Origin of the sequence: Streptomyces sp. NPDC001373 (assembly GCF_042895815.1) — a bacterium.
Lineage (GTDB): Bacteria > Actinomycetota > Actinomycetes > Streptomycetales > Streptomycetaceae > Streptomyces.
In genome coordinates this window covers 126077-143031 of sequence record NZ_JBIAWQ010000010.1, presented here as the reverse complement: position 1 = coordinate 143031, position 16955 = coordinate 126077, and the positions used below count along the sequence as shown (strand labels likewise).

The following is a 16955-nucleotide window of genomic DNA, read 5'->3' as shown; positions in this document are numbered from 1 at the left end:
CACCCCGGGTACGGGGCCCCGAGGCGGGGTCCGTGCCCCGGCCTGCCCTGCCCGCACCACCGTCAGCCCCGCCTGCCTGCCCTCCCGACTTACGGAGCACCCAGATGAAGCGCCACCTCATCTCGGCCGCCGACCTCACGCGCGACGACGCCGTCCTCATCCTCGACACCGCCGAGGAGATGGCCCGGGTCGCCGACCGGCCGATAAAGAAGCTGCCCACCCTGCGCGGCCGCACGATCTGCAACCTGTTCTTCGAGGACTCGACCCGCACCCGGATCTCCTTCGAAGCCGCCGAGAAGCGCCTCTCCGCCGACGTCATCAACTTCGCCGCGAAGGGCTCCAGCGTCTCCAAGGGCGAGTCCCTCAAGGACACCGCCCAGACCCTGGAGGCCATGGGCGTCGACGCGGTCGTCATCCGCCACCACGCCTCCGGCGCCCCCTACCGGCTCGCCAACTCCGGCTGGATCGACGCCCCGGTGATCAACGCCGGCGACGGCACCCACCAGCACCCCACCCAGGCCCTGCTCGACGCGTTCACCATGCGCCGCCGCCTGGTCGGCCGCGACGCCGGGCTCGGCAAGGGCCTCGACGGCCGCCGGATCACCATCGTCGGCGACGTCCTGCACAGCCGCGTGGCCCGCTCCAACGTCGACCTGCTGCACACCCTCGGCGCCGAGGTCACCCTGGTGGCCCCGCCCACCCTGGTGCCGGTCGGCGTCGAGAACTGGCCCTGCGAGGTCTCGTACAGCCTGGACGAGGTGCTGCCGAAGTCCGACGCCGTCATGATGCTGCGTGTGCAGCGCGAGCGCATGAACGCCGCCTTCTTCCCGACCGAGCGCGAGTACTCCCGCCGCTACGGCCTGGACGCCGCCCGCATGGCGCGGATGCCCGAGCACGCCGTCGTGATGCACCCCGGCCCGATGGTCCGCGGCATGGAGATCACCGCCGAGGTCGCCGACTCCGACCGCTGCACGGTCGTCGAACAGGTCGCCAACGGGGTCTCGATCCGCATGGCCGTCCTGTACCTGCTGCTCGGAGGCTCCGAGCCCGCCGTCACCACGTCCCGCACCGAGGAGAACAAGTAACCATGAGCAAGATCCTTATCCGCGGTGCGCAGGTCCTCGGCGGCGAGGCGCAGGACGTCCTGATCGACGGCGAGACCATCGCCGAGGTCGGCCCCCAGGTCTGGGCCGAGGGCATCACCCAGGTCATCGAGGCAGGCGGCCAGATCCTCCTCCCGGGCCTCGTCGACCTCCACACCCACCTGCGCGAGCCGGGCCGCGAGGACTCCGAGACCGTCCTCACCGGCACCCGCGCCGCCGCCTCCGGCGGCTACACCGCCGTCTTCGCCATGGCCAACACCTTCCCGGTCGCCGACACCGCCGGCGTCGTCGAGCAGGTCTGGCGCCTGGGCAAGGAGTCCGGCTACTGCGACGTGCAGCCCATCGGCGCCGTCACCGTCGGCCTGGAGGGCAAGAAGCTCTCCGAGCTGGGCGCCATGCACGAGTCCGCCGCCCGCGTCACCGTCTTCTCCGACGACGGCAAGTGCGTGGACGACGCCGTGATCATGCGCCGCGCCCTGGAGTACGTGAAGGCCTTCGGCGGCGTCGTCGCCCAGCACGCCCAGGAGCCCCGCCTCACCGAGGGCGCCCAGATGAACGAGGGCGTCGTCTCCGCGGAGCTGGGTCTGGGCGGCTGGCCGGCCGTGGCCGAGGAGTCGATCATCGCCCGCGACGTCCTCCTCGCCGAGCACGTCGGCTCCCGCGTGCACATCTGCCACCTCTCCACCGCCGGCTCCGTCGAGATCGTCCGCTGGGCCAAGTCCCGCGGCATCGACGTCACCGCCGAGGTCACCCCGCACCACCTGCTCCTCACCGACGAGCTGGTCCGCTCGTACAACCCGGTCTACAAGGTCAACCCGCCGCTGCGCACCGAGCGCGACGTGATGGCCCTGCGCGAGGCGCTCGCCGACGGCACGATCGACATCGTCGCCACCGACCACGCCCCGCACCCGCACGAGGACAAGGACTGCGAGTGGGCCGCCGCCGCCATGGGCATGGTGGGCCTGGAGACCGCGCTCTCCGTCGTCCAGCAGACGATGGTGGAGACCGGCCTGCTCGACTGGGCGGGCGTCGCCGAGCGCATGTCCGTCGCCCCGGCCCGCATCGGCGGCCTGTCCCACCAGCACGGCAGGCCCGTCTCGGCAGGTGAACCCGCGAACCTGACCTTGGTCGATACCTCGTACCGTGGTGTCGTGGACCCCGCACACTTCGCCTCCCGCAGCCGCAACACGCCCTACGAGGGCCGTGAGCTGCCGGGGCGCGTCACTCACACCTTCCTGCGGGGCCGGGCAACGGTCGTGGACGGGAAACTCGCGTGACACCTGCAGTAATCCAACTGGCCGCCGAGGCCGCCGAACGACACTCGGCGGAGGTGACGGACTGGGGCGCCCGCATCGCGTGGGTGGCCGGTCTGCTCGTCTTCATCGCGTTCGTGTACTGGCTGATGCGGCAGGGCTGGAAATGGCGCGGCACCCTGCAGAACGACCTGCCGGAACTGCCCGCCGCCCCCGGCGGTCTCCCCGAGCACCGGCTGGCCCTGACCGGCCGGTACCACGGGTCCACCACCGCCGGGCAGTGGCTCGACCGGATCGTCGCCCAGGGTCTGGGGGTGCGCAGCCGCGTGGAGCTCACCCTCACCGACGCGGGCCTCGACGTGGTCCGTCCGGGTGCCACCGACTTCTTCGTACCGGCCTCGCAGCTGCGCGGCGCCCGCCTCGACAAGGGAATCGCGGGCAAGGTACTCACCGAGGGCGGTCTGCTCGTCGTCACCTGGGCGCACGGCGACAAGCTGATCGACTCCGGATTCCGCTCCGACCGTGCGGCCGAGCACGCCGCCTGGGTCGAGGCCATCAATTCCATGAACACATCCATCACGACGGAAGGCGCCGAACGATGACGACCTCCACCAGGGGAGCGAAAGCTCCCGCCGTACTCGTCCTGGAGGACGGCCGGATCTTCCGCGGCCGCGCCTACGGCGCAGTGGGGGAGACCTTCGGCGAGGCCGTGTTCTCCACCGGCATGACCGGCTACCAGGAGACCCTCACCGACCCGTCGTACCACCGGCAGGTCGTCGTGATGACCGCCCCCCACGTGGGCAACACCGGCGTCAACGACGAGGACCCCGAGTCCTCCCGCATCTGGGTCTCCGGCTACGTCGTGCGCGACCCCGCGCGCATCCCGTCCAACTGGCGCTCGCAGCGCTCGCTGGACGAGGAGCTCGTCAAGCAGGGCGTCGTGGGCATCAGCGGCGTCGACACCCGCGCCCTGACCCGCCACCTGCGCGAGCGCGGCGCCATGCGCGTCGGCATCTTCTCCGGCGAGTCGATCGCCGACGACGCGGCCCTGCTGGCGAAGGTCCAGGCGCAGCCGCAGATGAAGGGCGCCAACCTCTCCGCCGAGGTCGCCACCAAGGAGGCGTACGTCGTCCCCGCGATCGGCGAGAAGCGCTTCACCGTCGCCGCCGTCGACCTCGGCATCAAGGGCATGACCCCGCACCGGATGGCCGAGCGCGGCATCGAGGTCCACGTGCTGCCCGCCACCGCCACCGTCGAGGACGTGTACGCGGTGAACCCGGACGGCGTCTTCTTCTCCAACGGCCCGGGCGACCCGGCCACCGCCGACGGCCCCGTCGCCGTCATGCAGGGCGTCCTGGAGCGCAAGACCCCGCTCTTCGGCATCTGCTTCGGCAACCAGATCCTGGGCCGCGCGCTCGGCTTCGGCACCTACAAGCTGAAGTACGGCCACCGCGGCATCAACCAGCCGGTCCAGGACCGCACCACCGGCAAGGTCGAGGTCACCGCGCACAACCACGGCTTCGCCGTCGACGCGCCTCTCGACAAGGTGTCGGAGACCCCCTTCGGCCGCGCCGAGGTCTCCCACGTCTGCCTGAACGACAACGTCGTGGAAGGCCTCCAGCTGCTCGACCAGCCGGCCTTCAGCGTCCAGTACCACCCCGAAGCGGCCGCCGGCCCGCACGACGCCGCGTACCTCTTCGACCGCTTCGTTAGCCTGATGGAGGCCGAGCGTGCCTAAGCGCACCGATATCCAGTCCGTCCTGGTCATCGGCTCCGGCCCGATCGTCATCGGCCAGGCCGCCGAGTTCGACTACTCCGGCACCCAGGCCTGCCGCGTCCTCAAGGCCGAGGGCCTGCGGGTCATCCTGGTGAACTCCAACCCCGCGACGATCATGACCGACCCGGAGATCGCCGACGCCACGTACGTCGAGCCGATCACCCCCGAGTTCGTCGAGAAGATCATCGCCAAGGAGCGCCCCGACGTGCTCCTGCCCACCCTCGGCGGCCAGACGGCCCTGAACACCGCCATCTCCATGCACGAGCAGGGCGTGCTGGAGAAGTACGGCGTCGAGCTCATCGGCGCCAACGTCGAGGCCATCCACAAGGGCGAGGACCGCGACCTCTTCAAGGGCGTCGTCGAGGCCGTCAAGGCCAGGATCGGCCACGGCGAGTCCGCCCGCTCGGTCATCTGCCACTCCATGGACGACGTCCTGGCGGGCGTCGAGACCCTCGGCGGCTACCCCGTCGTCGTGCGCCCCTCCTTCACCATGGGCGGCGCCGGCTCCGGTTTCGCCCACGACGAGGACGAGCTGCGCCGCATCGCCGGCCAGGGCCTGACGCTCTCCCCGACCACCGAGGTGCTCCTGGAGGAGTCCATCCTCGGCTGGAAGGAGTACGAGCTGGAGCTGATGCGCGACACCAAGGACAACGTCGTCGTCGTCTGCTCCATCGAGAACTTCGACCCCATGGGCGTCCACACCGGCGACTCCATCACCGTCGCCCCGGCGATGACGCTCACCGACCGCGAGTACCAGCGGCTGCGCGACATCGGCATCGCGATCATCCGCGAGGTCGGCGTCGACACCGGCGGCTGCAACATCCAGTTCGCGATCAACCCGGACGACGGCCGCGTCATCGTCATCGAGATGAACCCGCGCGTGTCCCGTTCGTCGGCGCTCGCGTCGAAGGCCACCGGCTTCCCGATCGCCAAGATCGCCGCCAAGCTGGCCATCGGCTACACGCTGGACGAGGTCCCCAACGACATCACCGAGAAGACGCCGGCCTCCTTCGAGCCGACCCTCGACTACGTCGTCGTCAAGGCCCCGCGCTTCGCCTTCGAGAAGTTCCCGGCCGCCGACGCCACCCTCACCACCACCATGAAGTCGGTGGGCGAGGCCATGGCCATCGGCCGCAACTTCACCGAGGCCCTCCAGAAGGCCCTGCGCTCCCTGGAGAAGAAGGGCTCGCAGTTCACCTTCGTGGGCGAGCCCGGCGACAAGGAGGAGCTGCTGCGCGTCGCGGTCCGGCCGACCGACGGCCGCATCAACACCGTCATGCAGGCCATCCGCGCCGGCGCCACCCAGGCGGAGGTGTTCGAGGCCACGAAGATCGACCCGTGGTTCGTCGACCAGCTCTTCCTGATCAAGGAGATCGCGGACGAGCTCGGCTCCGTCGAGAAGCTGGAGCCGGAGGTCCTCGCCGAGGCCAAGCGCCACGGCTTCTCCGACGCCCAGATCGCCGAGATCCGCGGCCTGCGCGAGGACGTCGTCCGCGAGGTCCGCCACGCCCTCGGCGTCCGCCCGGTGTACAAGACGGTCGACACCTGCGCCGCCGAGTTCGCCGCGAAGACCCCGTACTTCTACTCGTCCTACGACGAGGAGTCCGAGGTCGCCCCGCGCACCAAGCCCGCGGTGATCATCCTGGGCTCCGGCCCGAACCGCATCGGCCAGGGCATCGAGTTCGACTACTCCTGCGTCCACGCCTCCTTCGCGCTCAGCGAGGCCGGCTACGAGACCGTGATGGTCAACTGCAACCCCGAGACCGTCTCGACGGACTACGACACCTCCGACCGCCTGTACTTCGAGCCGCTGACGCTCGAGGACGTGCTGGAGATCGTCCACGCCGAGTCGCTGGCCGGTCCCATCGCCGGCGTCGTCGTCCAGCTCGGCGGCCAGACGCCGCTGGGTCTCGCCCAGGCGCTCAAGGACAACGGCGTCCCGGTCGTCGGCACCTCGCCCGAGGCCATCCACGCCGCCGAGGACCGCGGCGCCTTCGGCCGGGTCCTGGCCGAGGCAGGCCTGCCCGCCCCCAAGCACGGCACCGCCACCACCTTCGCGGGCGCGAAGGCGATCGCCGACGAGATCGGCTACCCGGTCCTCGTCCGCCCGTCCTACGTGCTCGGCGGCCGCGGCATGGAGATCGTCTACGACGAGGCCCGCCTGGAGTCGTACATCGCGGAGTCGACCGAGATCTCCCCGACCCGCCCCGTGCTGGTCGACCGGTTCCTCGACGACGCCATCGAGATCGACGTGGACGCCCTCTACGACGGCGAGGAGCTCTACCTCGGCGGCGTCATGGAGCACATCGAGGAAGCCGGCATCCACTCCGGCGACTCGGCCTGCGCCCTGCCCCCGATCACCCTCGGCGGCTACGACATCAAGCGCCTGCGCGCCTCCACCGAGGCCATCGCCAAGGGCGTCGGCGTCCGCGGCCTGATCAACATCCAGTTCGCGATGGCGGGTGACATCCTCTACGTCCTGGAGGCCAACCCGCGCGCCTCCCGGACCGTGCCCTTCACCTCGAAGGCCACCGCCGTCCCCCTCGCGAAGGCCGCCGCCCGCATCGGTCTCGGCGCCACCATCGCCGAGCTGCGCGCCGAGGGCATGCTCCCCAAGGAGGGCGACGGCGGCACCCTGCCGCTGGACGCGCCGATCTCCGTCAAGGAGGCCGTCATGCCGTGGTCGCGCTTCCGCGACATCCAGGGCCGCGGCGTCGACACCGTCCTCGGCCCGGAGATGCGCTCCACCGGCGAGGTCATGGGCATCGACTCCGTCTTCGGCACGGCGTACGCCAAGTCCCAGGCCGGCGCCTACGGACCCCTGCCGACCAAGGGCCGCGCCTTCATCTCGGTCGCCAACCGCGACAAGCGCTCGATGGTCTTCCCGGCCCGCGAGCTGGTCGCGCACGGCTTCGAGCTGCTGGCCACCTCCGGCACCGCCGAGGTCCTCAAGCGCAACGGCATCAACGCCACCGTCGTGCGCAAGCTCAGCGAGGGCGAGGGCCCGAACGGTGAGAAGACCGTCGTCCAGCTCATCCACGACGGTCAGGTCGACCTGATCGTCAACACCCCGTACGGCACCGGCGGCCGCCTCGACGGCTACGAGATCCGCACGGCGGCCGTGGCGCGCGGCGTCCCGTGCCTGACGACGGTCCAGGCGCTCGCCGCCGCCGTCCAGGGCATCGACGCGCTCGGCCGCGGCGAGGTCGGCGTGCGGTCCCTCCAGGAGCACGCGGAGCACCTGAACGCCTTCCGCGACTAGCAGCCCGTACGAAAGGGGGACACCGGCGACAGCGACCGGTGTCCCCCCTTTCATGAGGTCCTTCCGAGCGCACACAGGGATTCAAGGGATTAATCGGACGATGTACAAACTGTTCTTCAACCTCGTCTTCAAGCGGATGGACCCCGAGCAGGCCCACTACACGGCCTTCCGCTGGATCCGCCTCGCCGCCCGCACCCCGGTGCTGCGCACCTTCGTGGCGGCGGCCCTGGCCCCCCGCTACAAGGAGCTGCGCACGGAGGCCCTGGGCCTGCGCATGCACGGCCCCTTCGGGCTCGCGGCCGGCTTCGACAAGAACGCCGTCGCCATCGACGGCATGGCCATGCTCGGCTTCGACCACGTCGAGATCGGCACCGTCACCGGCCAGGCGCAGCCCGGCAACCCCAAGAAGCGGCTCTTCCGCCTGGTCCCCGACCGCGCGCTGATCAACCGCATGGGCTTCAACAACGAGGGCTCCGAGGCCGTCGCGGCCCGCCTGGCGGCCCGCAACCCGGTCTTCAGGACGGTCGTCGGCGTCAACATCGGCAAGACCAAGGTGGTGCCGGAGGCCGAGGCCGCCGCCGACTACGTGGTCTCCACCGAGCGCCTCGCCCGCCACGCCGACTACCTGGTCGTCAACGTCTCCTCGCCGAACACCCCCGGCCTGCGCAACCTCCAGGCCACCGAGTCCCTGCGCCCGCTGCTGACCGCCGTACGGGAGGCCGCCGACCGCTCGGTCACCGGCCGTCGCGTCCCGCTGCTGGTCAAGATCGCCCCGGACCTCGCCGACGAGGACGTGGACGCGGTCGCCGACCTCGCCCTGGAACTGGGCCTGGACGGCATCATCGCCACGAACACCACCATCGCCCGCGAGGGCCTGGGTCTGAAGTCGGACCCCGCTCTGGTCAAGGAGACCGGCGGACTGTCCGGCGCCCCGGTCAAGGAGCGCTCCCTGGAGGTCCTGCGGCGCCTGTACGCCCGCGTGGGCGACCGGATCACCCTCGTCGGCGTCGGCGGCATCGAGAACGCCGAGGACGCCTGGCAGCGCATCCTGGCGGGCGCCACCCTGATCCAGGGCTACAGCGCCTTCATCTACGAGGGCCCGTTCTACGCCCGCGCCATCCACAAGGGCCTGGCCGCGCGCCTGGCCGCCAGCCCCTACGCGACCCTGGCCGAGGCCGTGGGCGCCGAGACCCGAAAGGCCGCCCAGTGACCTCCCAGACCCCTGTGACCCCCTTCGGGGCCCGTCTGCGCGCCGCCATGGACGCACGCGGCCCCCTGTGCGTCGGCATCGACCCCCACGCCGCCCTGCTGGACTCCTGGGGCCTGGCCGACGACATCGCGGGCCTGGAGCGGTTCTCCCGCACCGTCGTCGAGGCGCTCGCCGACTCGGTGGCGGTGTTCAAGCCGCAGGCCGCCTTCTTCGAGCGCTTCGGCTCGCGGGGCGTGGCGGTGCTGGAGCGGACCGTGGCCGACGCGCGGGCGGCCGGGACCCTGGTCGTCATGGACGCCAAGCGGGGCGACATCGGCTCCACGATGGCCGCGTACGCCTCCGCCTTCCTGGACCCCTCGTCCCCGCTGTTCTCGGACGCCCTGACGGTCTCCCCGTACCTGGGCTACGGCTCGCTGAAGCCGGCCGTGGACCTGGCGCGCGCGTCCGGCGCCGGCCTGTTCGTCCTGGCCCTCACCTCCAACCCGGAGGGCGCCGAGGTCCAGCGGGCGGTGCGCGAGGACGGCCGCTCGATCGGGGCGACGATGCTGGCGCACCTGGCGGCCGAGAACGCCGGGGCGGAGCCGATGGGCTCCTTCGGCGCGGTGGTCGGGGCGACCCTGGGCGACCTGTCCTCCTTCGACCTGGACATCAACGGTCCGCTGCTGGCCCCCGGCATCGGCGCCCAGGGCGCGACCGCGGCCGACCTCCCGGCGGTCTTCGGCGCGGCCGTGGGCAACGTGGTCCCGAACGTCTCCCGGGGCGTCCTGCGGCACGGACCGGACACCGACGCCCTGCGGGCCTCCGCGAAGCGGTTCGCCGACGAGATCCGCGAGGCCGTCGCGGCCTGATCGGACGGGTCACGGACCGGCGCGCAGCACGGGCTGTCGAGAATCGAACGTCTTTCGCCGGACAAAACCGGGGTATTTTGTCCGTGATGTACGGTTCAGTGGAGGCTGACCAGGACTTTTCGTCCGTTCTCGCTGACTGGAGCGGCCTTGGCCGCTAGTCTCCGACCTGAGTGAACGTGCAGCGAACCAGTTCCACCGCTGTTCGGGAGCTCGCCCGGCGTGGTGCCCGAGGGCTCCCCGCCGGTCCGTATCCGACAGTTCGACATCCGAGGTGACGTAGGCGTGGCTCTTCCGCCCCTTACCCCTGAACAGCGCGCAGCAGCGCTCGAAAAGGCCGCCGCGGCTCGCCGGGAGCGGGCCGAGGTGAAGAATCGACTCAAGCATTCCGGCGCCTCCCTCCACGACGTCATCAAGACGGGCCAGGAGAACGACGTCATCGGCAAGATGAAGGTCTCCGCCCTTCTCGAGTCGCTGCCCGGCGTCGGCAAGGTCCGCGCCAAGCAGATCATGGAGCGCCTCGGCATCTCCGAGTCCCGGCGTGTCCGAGGTCTCGGTTCCAACCAGATCGCCTCCCTGGAGCGTGAGTTCGGCGGTAGCGGCGCCTGAGGCGTCGCCCGAAGTTCTCCCGGCGTTCTCAGGCAGTCCCGAGAACCTGGATAATTGCTCCATGGCAGCAGAGGTTCGTCCGCGGCTGACCGTGCTCTCCGGCCCCTCAGGGGTCGGCAAGAGCACGGTCGTCGCGCATATGCGCAAGGTCCACCCCGAGGTCTGGCTCTCGGTGTCGGCCACCACCCGCAAGCCGCGGCCCGGTGAGCGACACGGAGTCCAGTACTTCTTCGTCAACGACGACGAGTTCGACAAGCTGATCGCCAACGGCGAGCTGCTGGAGTGGGCCGAGTTCGCGGGCAACCGCTACGGCACACCGCGCGGCGCGGTACTGGAACGCCTCGACAACGGCGAACCGGTGCTGCTGGAGATCGACCTCCAGGGCGCCCGGCTCGTCCGCGAGTCGATGCCCGACGCCCAGCTGGTCTTCCTGGCCCCGCCGAGCTGGGACGAGCTGGTCCGCCGGCTCACCGGCCGGGGCACCGAGTCGCCCGAGGTCATCGAGCGGCGGCTCGACACCGCCAAGGTCGAACTCGCTTCCGAGTCCGAGTTCGACACCACCCTGGTCAACACCTCCGTCGAGGACGTAGCACGTGAGCTGCTAGCCTTGATGGCAGTTGTCTGATCTTTTATCCATCTTCGGAAGGTAGAGCGTGTCCTCTTCCATCACCGCGCCCGAGGGCATCATCAACCCGCCGATCGACGAGCTGCTCGAGGCCACGGACTCGAAGTACAGCCTCGTGATCTACGCGGCCAAGCGTGCGCGTCAGATCAACGCGTACTACTCGCAGCTCGGTGAGGGCCTGCTGGAGTACGTAGGCCCGCTGGTGGACACCCACGTCCACGAGAAGCCGCTCTCGATCGCCCTGCGCGAGATCAACGCGGGTCTGCTGACCTCCGAGGCCATCGAGGCCCCGGCCCAGTAGGGCACGACATCATCACCACAGGCCCGGCAGCACGGCTGCCGGGCCTGTGGTGTGTCATAGGTACGACGCAACCGATCACGGGAGAAGCAGTGGACAAGCCGAAGGTCGTGCTGGGGGTCAGCGGCGGGATCGCCGCGTACAAGGCGTGCGAGCTGCTGCGCCGGCTGACCGAGTCCGGGCACGAGGTGCGGGTGGTGCCCACGGCGGCGTCCCTGAACTTCGTCGGCGAGGCCACCTGGGCCGCGCTCTCCGGCAACCCGGCCTCCACCGAGGTCTGGGAGAGCGTCGACGAGGTGCCCCACGTGCGCATCGGCCAGAGCGCCGACCTCGTCGTCGTCGCCCCCGCCACCGCCGACATGCTGGCCAAGGCTGCCCACGGCCTGGCCGACGACCTCCTCACGAACACCCTGCTCACCGCCCGCTGCCCGGTGGTCTTCGCGCCCGCGATGCACACCGAGATGTGGGAGCACCCCGCCACGCAGGAGAACGTCGCCACCCTGCGCCGCCGCGGGGCCGTGGTCGTCGAGCCCGCCGTCGGGCGGCTGACCGGCAAGGACACCGGCAAGGGGCGGCTGCCCGACCCGGAGGAGATCTTCGAGGTGTGCCGCGCCGTCCTCGCCCGCGGCTCGGCCGCCCCCGACCTGGCCGGGCGGCACGTGGTCGTCGGCGCCGGCGGCACCCGCGAGCCCCTGGACCCGGTCCGTTTCCTCGGCAACCGCTCCTCCGGCAAGCAGGGCTACGCGCTGGCCCGCACCGCCGTGGCGCGCGGGGCCCGGGTCACCCTGGTGGCCGCCAACACCGCGCTGGCCGACCCGGCCGGGGCGGACGTCGTACGGGTCGGCACGGCCCTCCAGCTGCGCGAGGCGGTGCTCAAGGCGGCCGCCGACGCCGACGCCGTGGTGATGGCCGCCGCCGTGGCGGACTTCCGGCCCGCCGCCTACGCCGACGGCAAGATCAAGAAGCAGGAGGGGCGCGAGCCCGACCCGGTGGCCCTCGTGCGCAATCCCGACGTCCTCGCGGAGATCTCCGCCGAGCGGGCCCGGCCGGGCCAGATCGTCGTCGGATTCGCCGCCGAGACCGATCACGTGCTCGACAACGGCCGGGCCAAGCTCCGCCGCAAGGGGTGCGACCTGCTCGTCGTCAATGAGGTCGGCGCAAACAAGACCTTCGGATCCGAGGAGAACGAAGCTGTGATCCTGTCGTCCGACGGTGGTGAGGTGCAGGTTCCCTATGGTCCGAAGGAGGCTCTGGCGGATGTGATCTGGGACCAGGTCGCGGACCGCCTCACGCCCCCGAGCGGGTCCCAGCCCGCCTGAGCGTCGCCCTTCTCGATCGGAAATCCGTACGCCAGAATGGAGTGCCGCAGGTCACACGGCTCCCACAGGGCGAGACGGGTGGTCCGGCAAACGGCGGCGACCGATAAACTGCATCTGGAACGTGATCGGGCGCAGCCCCCGGTATCGTTCCGCCAAATGATCAGCCAGCAGCCGCTGCAACCCCAGGGAGCATTGTGTCCCGTCGTCTGTTCACCTCGGAGTCCGTGACCGAGGGTCACCCCGACAAGATCGCTGACCAGATCAGCGACACGATCCTCGACGCCCTCCTCGCCGAGGACCCGACCTCGCGCGTGGCCGTGGAGACCCTCATCACCACCGGCCTGGTGCACATCGCGGGCGAGGTGACGACGAAGGCCTACGCCCCGATCGCCCAGCTCGTCCGCGACAAGATCCTCGAGATCGGCTACGACTCCTCGAAGAAGGGCTTCGACGGCGCCTCCTGCGGCGTGTCGGTGTCCATCGGCGCCCAGTCCCCGGACATCGCCCAGGGTGTCGACACGGCCTACGAGTCCCGCGTCGAGGGCGACGAGGACGAGCTCGACAAGCAGGGCGCGGGCGACCAGGGCCTGATGTTCGGCTACGCCTGCGACGAGACCCCCGAACTGATGCCGCTGCCGATCCACATCGCGCACCGGCTCTCGCGCCGCCTGTCCGAGGTCCGCAAGAACGGCACCATCCCGTACCTGCGCCCCGACGGCAAGACCCAGGTCACCATCGAGTACGACGGCGACAAGGCCGTGCGCCTGGACACGGTCGTCGTGTCCACGCAGCACGCCGCGGACATCGACCTGGAGTCGCTGCTCGCCCCCGACATCCGCGAGTTCGTCGTCGAGCACGTGCTCGCGCAGCTCGTGGAGGACGGCATCAAGCTGGACACCGAGGGCTACCGGCTGCTGGTGAACCCGACCGGTCGTTTCGAGATCGGCGGTCCGATGGGTGACGCCGGGCTGACCGGCCGCAAGATCATCATCGACACGTACGGCGGCATGGCCCGCCACGGCGGCGGCGCCTTCTCCGGCAAGGACCCGTCGAAGGTGGACCGCTCGGCCGCGTACGCGATGCGCTGGGTCGCCAAGAACGTCGTCGCCGCCGGCCTCGCGGCCCGCTGCGAGGTCCAGGTCGCGTACGCGATCGGCAAGGCCGAGCCCGTCGGCCTCTTCGTCGAGACCTTCGGCACCGCCAAGGTGGAGGTCCAGAAGATCGAGGACGCCATCGGCGAGGTCTTCGACCTCCGCCCGGCCGCCATCATCCGCGATCTCGACCTCCTGCGCCCCATCTACGCGCAGACCGCCGCGTACGGCCACTTCGGCCGCGAGCTCCCCGACTTCACCTGGGAGCGCACCGACCGCGTCGACGCCCTGCGCACCGCCGCCGGCCTGTAAACGGCACCCGCTCCACCCGGTACCGCCCCGGACCCACAGGTCCGGGGCGGTACCGCGTTGCGGCGCCCGTCCGCCCCGCACAGGCTGCCCCGGCCCTCCCGGTGCGCGGGGTGACGGCTTCGTCCGGAGCCGGACGCGAGCCCGGTGTCGAAGGACCGCCTTACCGCCGTCGCCCGCCGAGACCTCGGGAGGCCCCCGACTGTCGGTGCCCTTTGGTAAGAATGCTGCTGTGAGCAGCGAGAACGCACCCGACGCAGACGGCCCCGGCGGACCGCCGGAACAGCTCGCACTGCTCCGGGACCTGGTCGCCGAGGCGAAGGCCAAGGCGCCCAAGGCCAAGCCGCGCACCTGGCGCGGGGCCGCCCTCGCCGAGGAGCTGCCGGTGGCCCGCGTCCTCGTCAACAAGGGCGTCCTCCACCTCGACCGGCTCTTCGACTACGCCGTTCCCGCCGAGCTCTCCGAGACCGCCCGGCCCGGCGTCCGGGTCCGGGTCCGCTTCGGCGCGGGCGCCCACCGGGTGCACGGCGGCCGCCGCGAGGGCGGCGGGCTCATCGACGGGTTCATCGTCGAGCGGTGTGCCGAGTCCGACTACGAGGGGGCGCTCGCCGCCCTCGCCCAGGTGGTCTCGCCCGAGGTGGTCCTCGGCCCCCGCATGCTGGCCCTCGCCCGGGCCGTGGCCGACCGGTACGCGGGCAGCCTGGCCGACGTCCTCCAGCTGGCACTGCCCCCGCGCAACGCCCGCGCCGAGGCCAGGCCCTCCCCGGAGCCGCTGCCCCCGCCCCCCGTGCCCGAGCCCGGCGGCTGGAGCCGGTACGGCGCCGGGACCGCCTTCCTGCGCGCCCTGGCCGGCGGCGGCACCCCGCGCGCCGTGTGGACGGCCCTGCCCGGCCCCGGCTGGGCCGACGAGCTGGCCCGGGCCATGGCGGCCACCCTCGCATCCGGCCGCGGCGCCCTCGCCGTCGTACCCGACGGGCGCACCGCCGCCCGGGTCGACGCGGCCCTCACCGCCCTGCTGGGCGAGGGCCGGCACGCCCTGCTGACCGCCGACTCCGGGCCCGAGAAGCGCTACCGGGAGTGGCTCGCGGTCAACCGGGGCTCGGTACGGGCCGTGGTCGGCACCCGGGCCGCGATGTTCGCGCCCGTACGGGACCTCGGGCTCGTCGCCGTCTGGGACGACGGCGACTCCAGCCACGGCGACGACCACGCCCCCTTCCCGCACGTCCGCGAGGTGCTGGAGCTGCGCGCGGTCACCGACGGCTGCGGTTTCCTGGTCGGCGGCACCAGCTGCACCGTCGAGGCCGCCCAGCTGGTCGAGTCCGGCTGGGCCCGCCCGCTGGTCGCCGACCGGGAGACGGTGCGGGCCACCGCCCCCCGCGTGCGGACCGTCGGCGACGAGCTGCTGGCCCGCGACGGGGCCGCCCGCGCGGCGCGGCTGCCGAGCCTGGCCTGGGAGACGGTCCGGGAGGGCCTCAAGAGCGGGCCCGTGCTGGTCCAGGTGCCCCGGCGCGGGTACGTGCCCCGGCTGGCGTGCGAGCGCTGCCGGACCCCGGCCCGCTGCACCGCGTGCGCCGGCCCGCTGGAGGCCCCCGACGAGCGGGACCTGCACTGCGGCTGGTGCGGGCGGGGTGAGCCCTCCTGGCACTGCGAGGAGTGCGGCTCCTTCCGGCTGCGGGCCCAGGTGGTGGGCGCGCGACGGACCGCGGAGGAGCTGGGCCGGGCCTTCCCGGCCGTGCCCGTGCGGACCTCGGGGCGCGACCACGTCCTGGACGAGGTGCCGGACCGCCCGGCGCTTGTGGTCTCGACCCCCGGGGCCGAACCGGTCGCGGCGGGCGCCGGGTACGCGGCGGCGCTGCTGCTGGACGGATGGGCGATGCTGACCCGCCCCGATCTGCGGGCGGGGGAGGACGCGCTGCGCCGCTGGATCGCCGCCGCCTCCCTGGTCCGCGGGGACGGGCAGGTCGTGGTCGTCGCCGAGCCGACACTGCGGCCCGTCCAGGCCCTGGTGCGCTGGGACCCCGTGGGGCACGCGGTGCGGGAGCTCGCGGAGCGGGCCCAGCTGGGGTTCCCGCCCGTGTCGCGGATGGCGGCCGTGGCGGGGCGGCCCGAGGCCCTGGAGGCCTTCCTGGGGGCCGCCGCCCTGCCGGCGGACGCGGAGGTGCTGGGTCCCGTGCCGCTGCCCGGGCGGCGGGGGGAGGCCTCGCCGGGGGAGCGGGCCCTGATCCGGGTCCCGCCGGGGAGCGGGGCCGCGCTGGCGGCGGCGCTGAAGTCGGCGCAGGCGGCCCGTATGGCCCGCGGGGTGGCGGCCGCCGACGCGGTGCGGATCCGGATCGATCCGCCGGACATCGGCTGAGTTCCGGGTGCCGGCTGCGGGTGCCGCTGCGCGGGGCGGTGTCCCCTACCCGCCCTCTCGCCGCTTCCTGGGGCTGCGCCCCCAGACCCTCGAACGCAGGCGGGGCTGGAACGGCCCTGCGGGCAGTCCGGCCCGCGCAGCGCACGGAACGGGTCCGGGCGGAGCCCGGGGAGCGGGCGAAGGGCGGGTGGGGGGACGGTCCCGCAGGGCACTCGGGCAGCGCCTGCGGGGCCGGGGCCGTCGGGGGTCGGCGTCCCGGCGGCGGGGGCGGGAGCGGGGTCAGCCGTTGCGGGGGCCCGGGAAGGCCGACTGGCGGGCCGCCTGGGCGGCGGCGGCCTGGGTGTCCTCGCGGACGGGCTGAGGCGGCACCGAGCGCGCCGCGGGGATCGTGGGCAGCGGGCCCAGCGTCCGGGTCGCGGCGCCCTCGGCCGACGGCTCCGCGGCCTCGGCGGCCTGCGCGCGCCGGGCGCCGTAGCGGCGGTGAACGGCCTGCTTGGTGACGCCGAGCGCCGAGCCGACCGCGTCCCAGGAGAAGCCGAGGGAGCGGTCGAAGTCCACCGCCGCGGTGACGAGCGTCTCGACGCTGTCCCGCAGTTCCTGGGCGAGGCGGACGGTGGGCGCGGGCGCCCTGCCGTAGACGACGAAGCCCGTGGAGGGCCCGGAGCGGCGCGGGCGGTAGACGTTGCCGAGCTGGGCGGTGAGCGTGCGGAGTGCGTCCACCTGCCGGCGAACCCGCTCGATGTCCCGCACCAGGAGGTGCAGACTGGCCCGTGCTTGGGCGTCATGGGTGGCGTGGTCGGCCATGGAGAAGCCTCTCGAACCGGTGCTGAAGAGCGGATCGGGCCGCAGACACCGTTCTTGATCGCGGCCCGTTTCGGTCAATCTCTCTTGACCAACGCGC

14 protein-coding genes are annotated in these 16955 nt (G+C 72.2%); 13 read left to right on the top strand and 1 reads right to left on the bottom strand.

The annotated features are described in order from the left end of the window. Positions 1–104 precede the first annotated feature (104 nt). The 13 genes from ACFY15_RS22930 (at position 105) to ACFY15_RS22870 (ending at position 16054) form a co-directional block, all read left to right on the top strand. Positions 105–1085 carry an aspartate carbamoyltransferase catalytic subunit gene (locus ACFY15_RS22930; protein WP_390689185.1) on the top strand — a complete coding sequence of 327 codons (981 nt, stop codon included), beginning with the start codon at positions 105–107 and terminating at the stop codon, positions 1083–1085. Positions 1086–1087: 2 nt separating this feature from the next. Continuing rightward, positions 1088–2380: a dihydroorotase gene (locus ACFY15_RS22925; RefSeq protein ID WP_390689184.1), complete on the top strand. Its 1293-nt coding sequence runs from the start codon at positions 1088–1090 to the stop codon at positions 2378–2380. After that, complete coding sequence (locus tag ACFY15_RS22920; RefSeq protein ID WP_390689183.1) at positions 2377–2958, top strand: hypothetical protein; 582 nt, start codon at positions 2377–2379, stop codon at positions 2956–2958. Before ACFY15_RS22925 ends, ACFY15_RS22920 begins: the two co-directional genes overlap by 4 nt. Beyond that, on the top strand, positions 2955–4094 hold the full coding sequence (gene carA / locus ACFY15_RS22915) for a glutamine-hydrolyzing carbamoyl-phosphate synthase small subunit (protein WP_390689182.1): 1140 nt from the start codon (positions 2955–2957) through the stop codon (positions 4092–4094). The genes ACFY15_RS22920 and carA overlap by 4 nt, the downstream gene beginning before the upstream one ends. Further along, entirely contained in the window at positions 4087–7395 is a 3309-nt protein-coding gene (gene carB / locus ACFY15_RS22910) for a carbamoyl-phosphate synthase large subunit (RefSeq protein WP_390825999.1), read from the top strand. The genes carA and carB overlap by 8 nt, the downstream gene beginning before the upstream one ends. A gap of 100 nt (positions 7396–7495) precedes the next feature. Then, the gene (locus tag ACFY15_RS22905; RefSeq protein ID WP_390689180.1) at positions 7496–8605 is read left to right on the top strand and encodes a quinone-dependent dihydroorotate dehydrogenase; all 1110 of its coding nucleotides are present in this window, start codon (positions 7496–7498) and stop codon (positions 8603–8605) included. Further along, positions 8602–9453 (top strand): orotidine-5'-phosphate decarboxylase, encoded by an 852-nt coding sequence (gene pyrF / locus ACFY15_RS22900; RefSeq protein WP_390689179.1) that lies wholly within the window; start codon positions 8602–8604, stop codon positions 9451–9453. Before ACFY15_RS22905 ends, pyrF begins: the two co-directional genes overlap by 4 nt. A 282-nt stretch (positions 9454–9735) precedes the next feature. Continuing rightward, on the top strand, positions 9736–10059 hold the full coding sequence (locus tag ACFY15_RS22895) for an integration host factor (RefSeq protein WP_030234009.1): 324 nt from the start codon (positions 9736–9738) through the stop codon (positions 10057–10059). A gap of 61 nt (positions 10060–10120) precedes the next feature. Next, positions 10121–10684, top strand: coding sequence for a guanylate kinase (gene gmk, locus ACFY15_RS22890; RefSeq protein WP_042809918.1), 564 nt, complete (start codon positions 10121–10123; stop codon positions 10682–10684). A gap of 28 nt (positions 10685–10712) precedes the next feature. Continuing rightward, entirely contained in the window at positions 10713–10985 is a 273-nt protein-coding gene (gene rpoZ / locus ACFY15_RS22885; protein WP_004948662.1) for a DNA-directed RNA polymerase subunit omega, read from the top strand. An 89-nt stretch (positions 10986–11074) separates the two neighbouring features. Next, positions 11075–12301 carry a bifunctional phosphopantothenoylcysteine decarboxylase/phosphopantothenate--cysteine ligase CoaBC gene (gene coaBC, locus ACFY15_RS22880; protein ID WP_390689178.1) on the top strand — a complete coding sequence of 409 codons (1227 nt, stop codon included), beginning with the start codon at positions 11075–11077 and terminating at the stop codon, positions 12299–12301. A gap of 194 nt (positions 12302–12495) precedes the next feature. Then, positions 12496–13704, top strand: a complete 1209-nt coding sequence (gene metK, locus ACFY15_RS22875) for a methionine adenosyltransferase (protein WP_390825998.1) — start codon at positions 12496–12498, stop codon at positions 13702–13704. A 229-nt stretch (positions 13705–13933) separates the two neighbouring features. After that, on the top strand, positions 13934–16054 hold the full coding sequence (locus tag ACFY15_RS22870) for a primosomal protein N' (RefSeq protein WP_390688543.1): 2121 nt from the start codon (positions 13934–13936) through the stop codon (positions 16052–16054). 279 nt (positions 16055–16333) lie between these two features. On the opposite strand, the gene ACFY15_RS22865 is transcribed toward ACFY15_RS22870, so the two are convergent. Beyond that, a complete protein-coding gene (locus ACFY15_RS22865) occupies positions 16334–16858 on the bottom strand; it encodes a hypothetical protein (protein WP_390688544.1) in 525 nt (174 codons plus the stop codon). Positions 16859–16955: the final 97 nt, after the last annotated feature.

Coding starts and splice junctions, on each gene's coding strand:
- ACFY15_RS22930 (WP_390689185.1), top strand. CDS start 105: ATGAAGCGCCACCTCATCTCGGCCGCCGACCTCACGCGCGACGACGCC.
- ACFY15_RS22925 (WP_390689184.1), top strand. CDS start 1,088: ATGAGCAAGATCCTTATCCGCGGTGCGCAGGTCCTCGGCGGCGAGGCG.
- carA (WP_390689182.1), top strand. CDS start 2,955: ATGACGACCTCCACCAGGGGAGCGAAAGCTCCCGCCGTACTCGTCCTG.
- ACFY15_RS22905 (WP_390689180.1), top strand. CDS start 7,496: ATGTACAAACTGTTCTTCAACCTCGTCTTCAAGCGGATGGACCCCGAG.
- gmk (WP_042809918.1), top strand. CDS start 10,121: ATGGCAGCAGAGGTTCGTCCGCGGCTGACCGTGCTCTCCGGCCCCTCA.
- ACFY15_RS22865 (WP_390688544.1), bottom strand. CDS start 16,858: ATGGCCGACCACGCCACCCATGACGCCCAAGCACGGGCCAGTCTGCAC.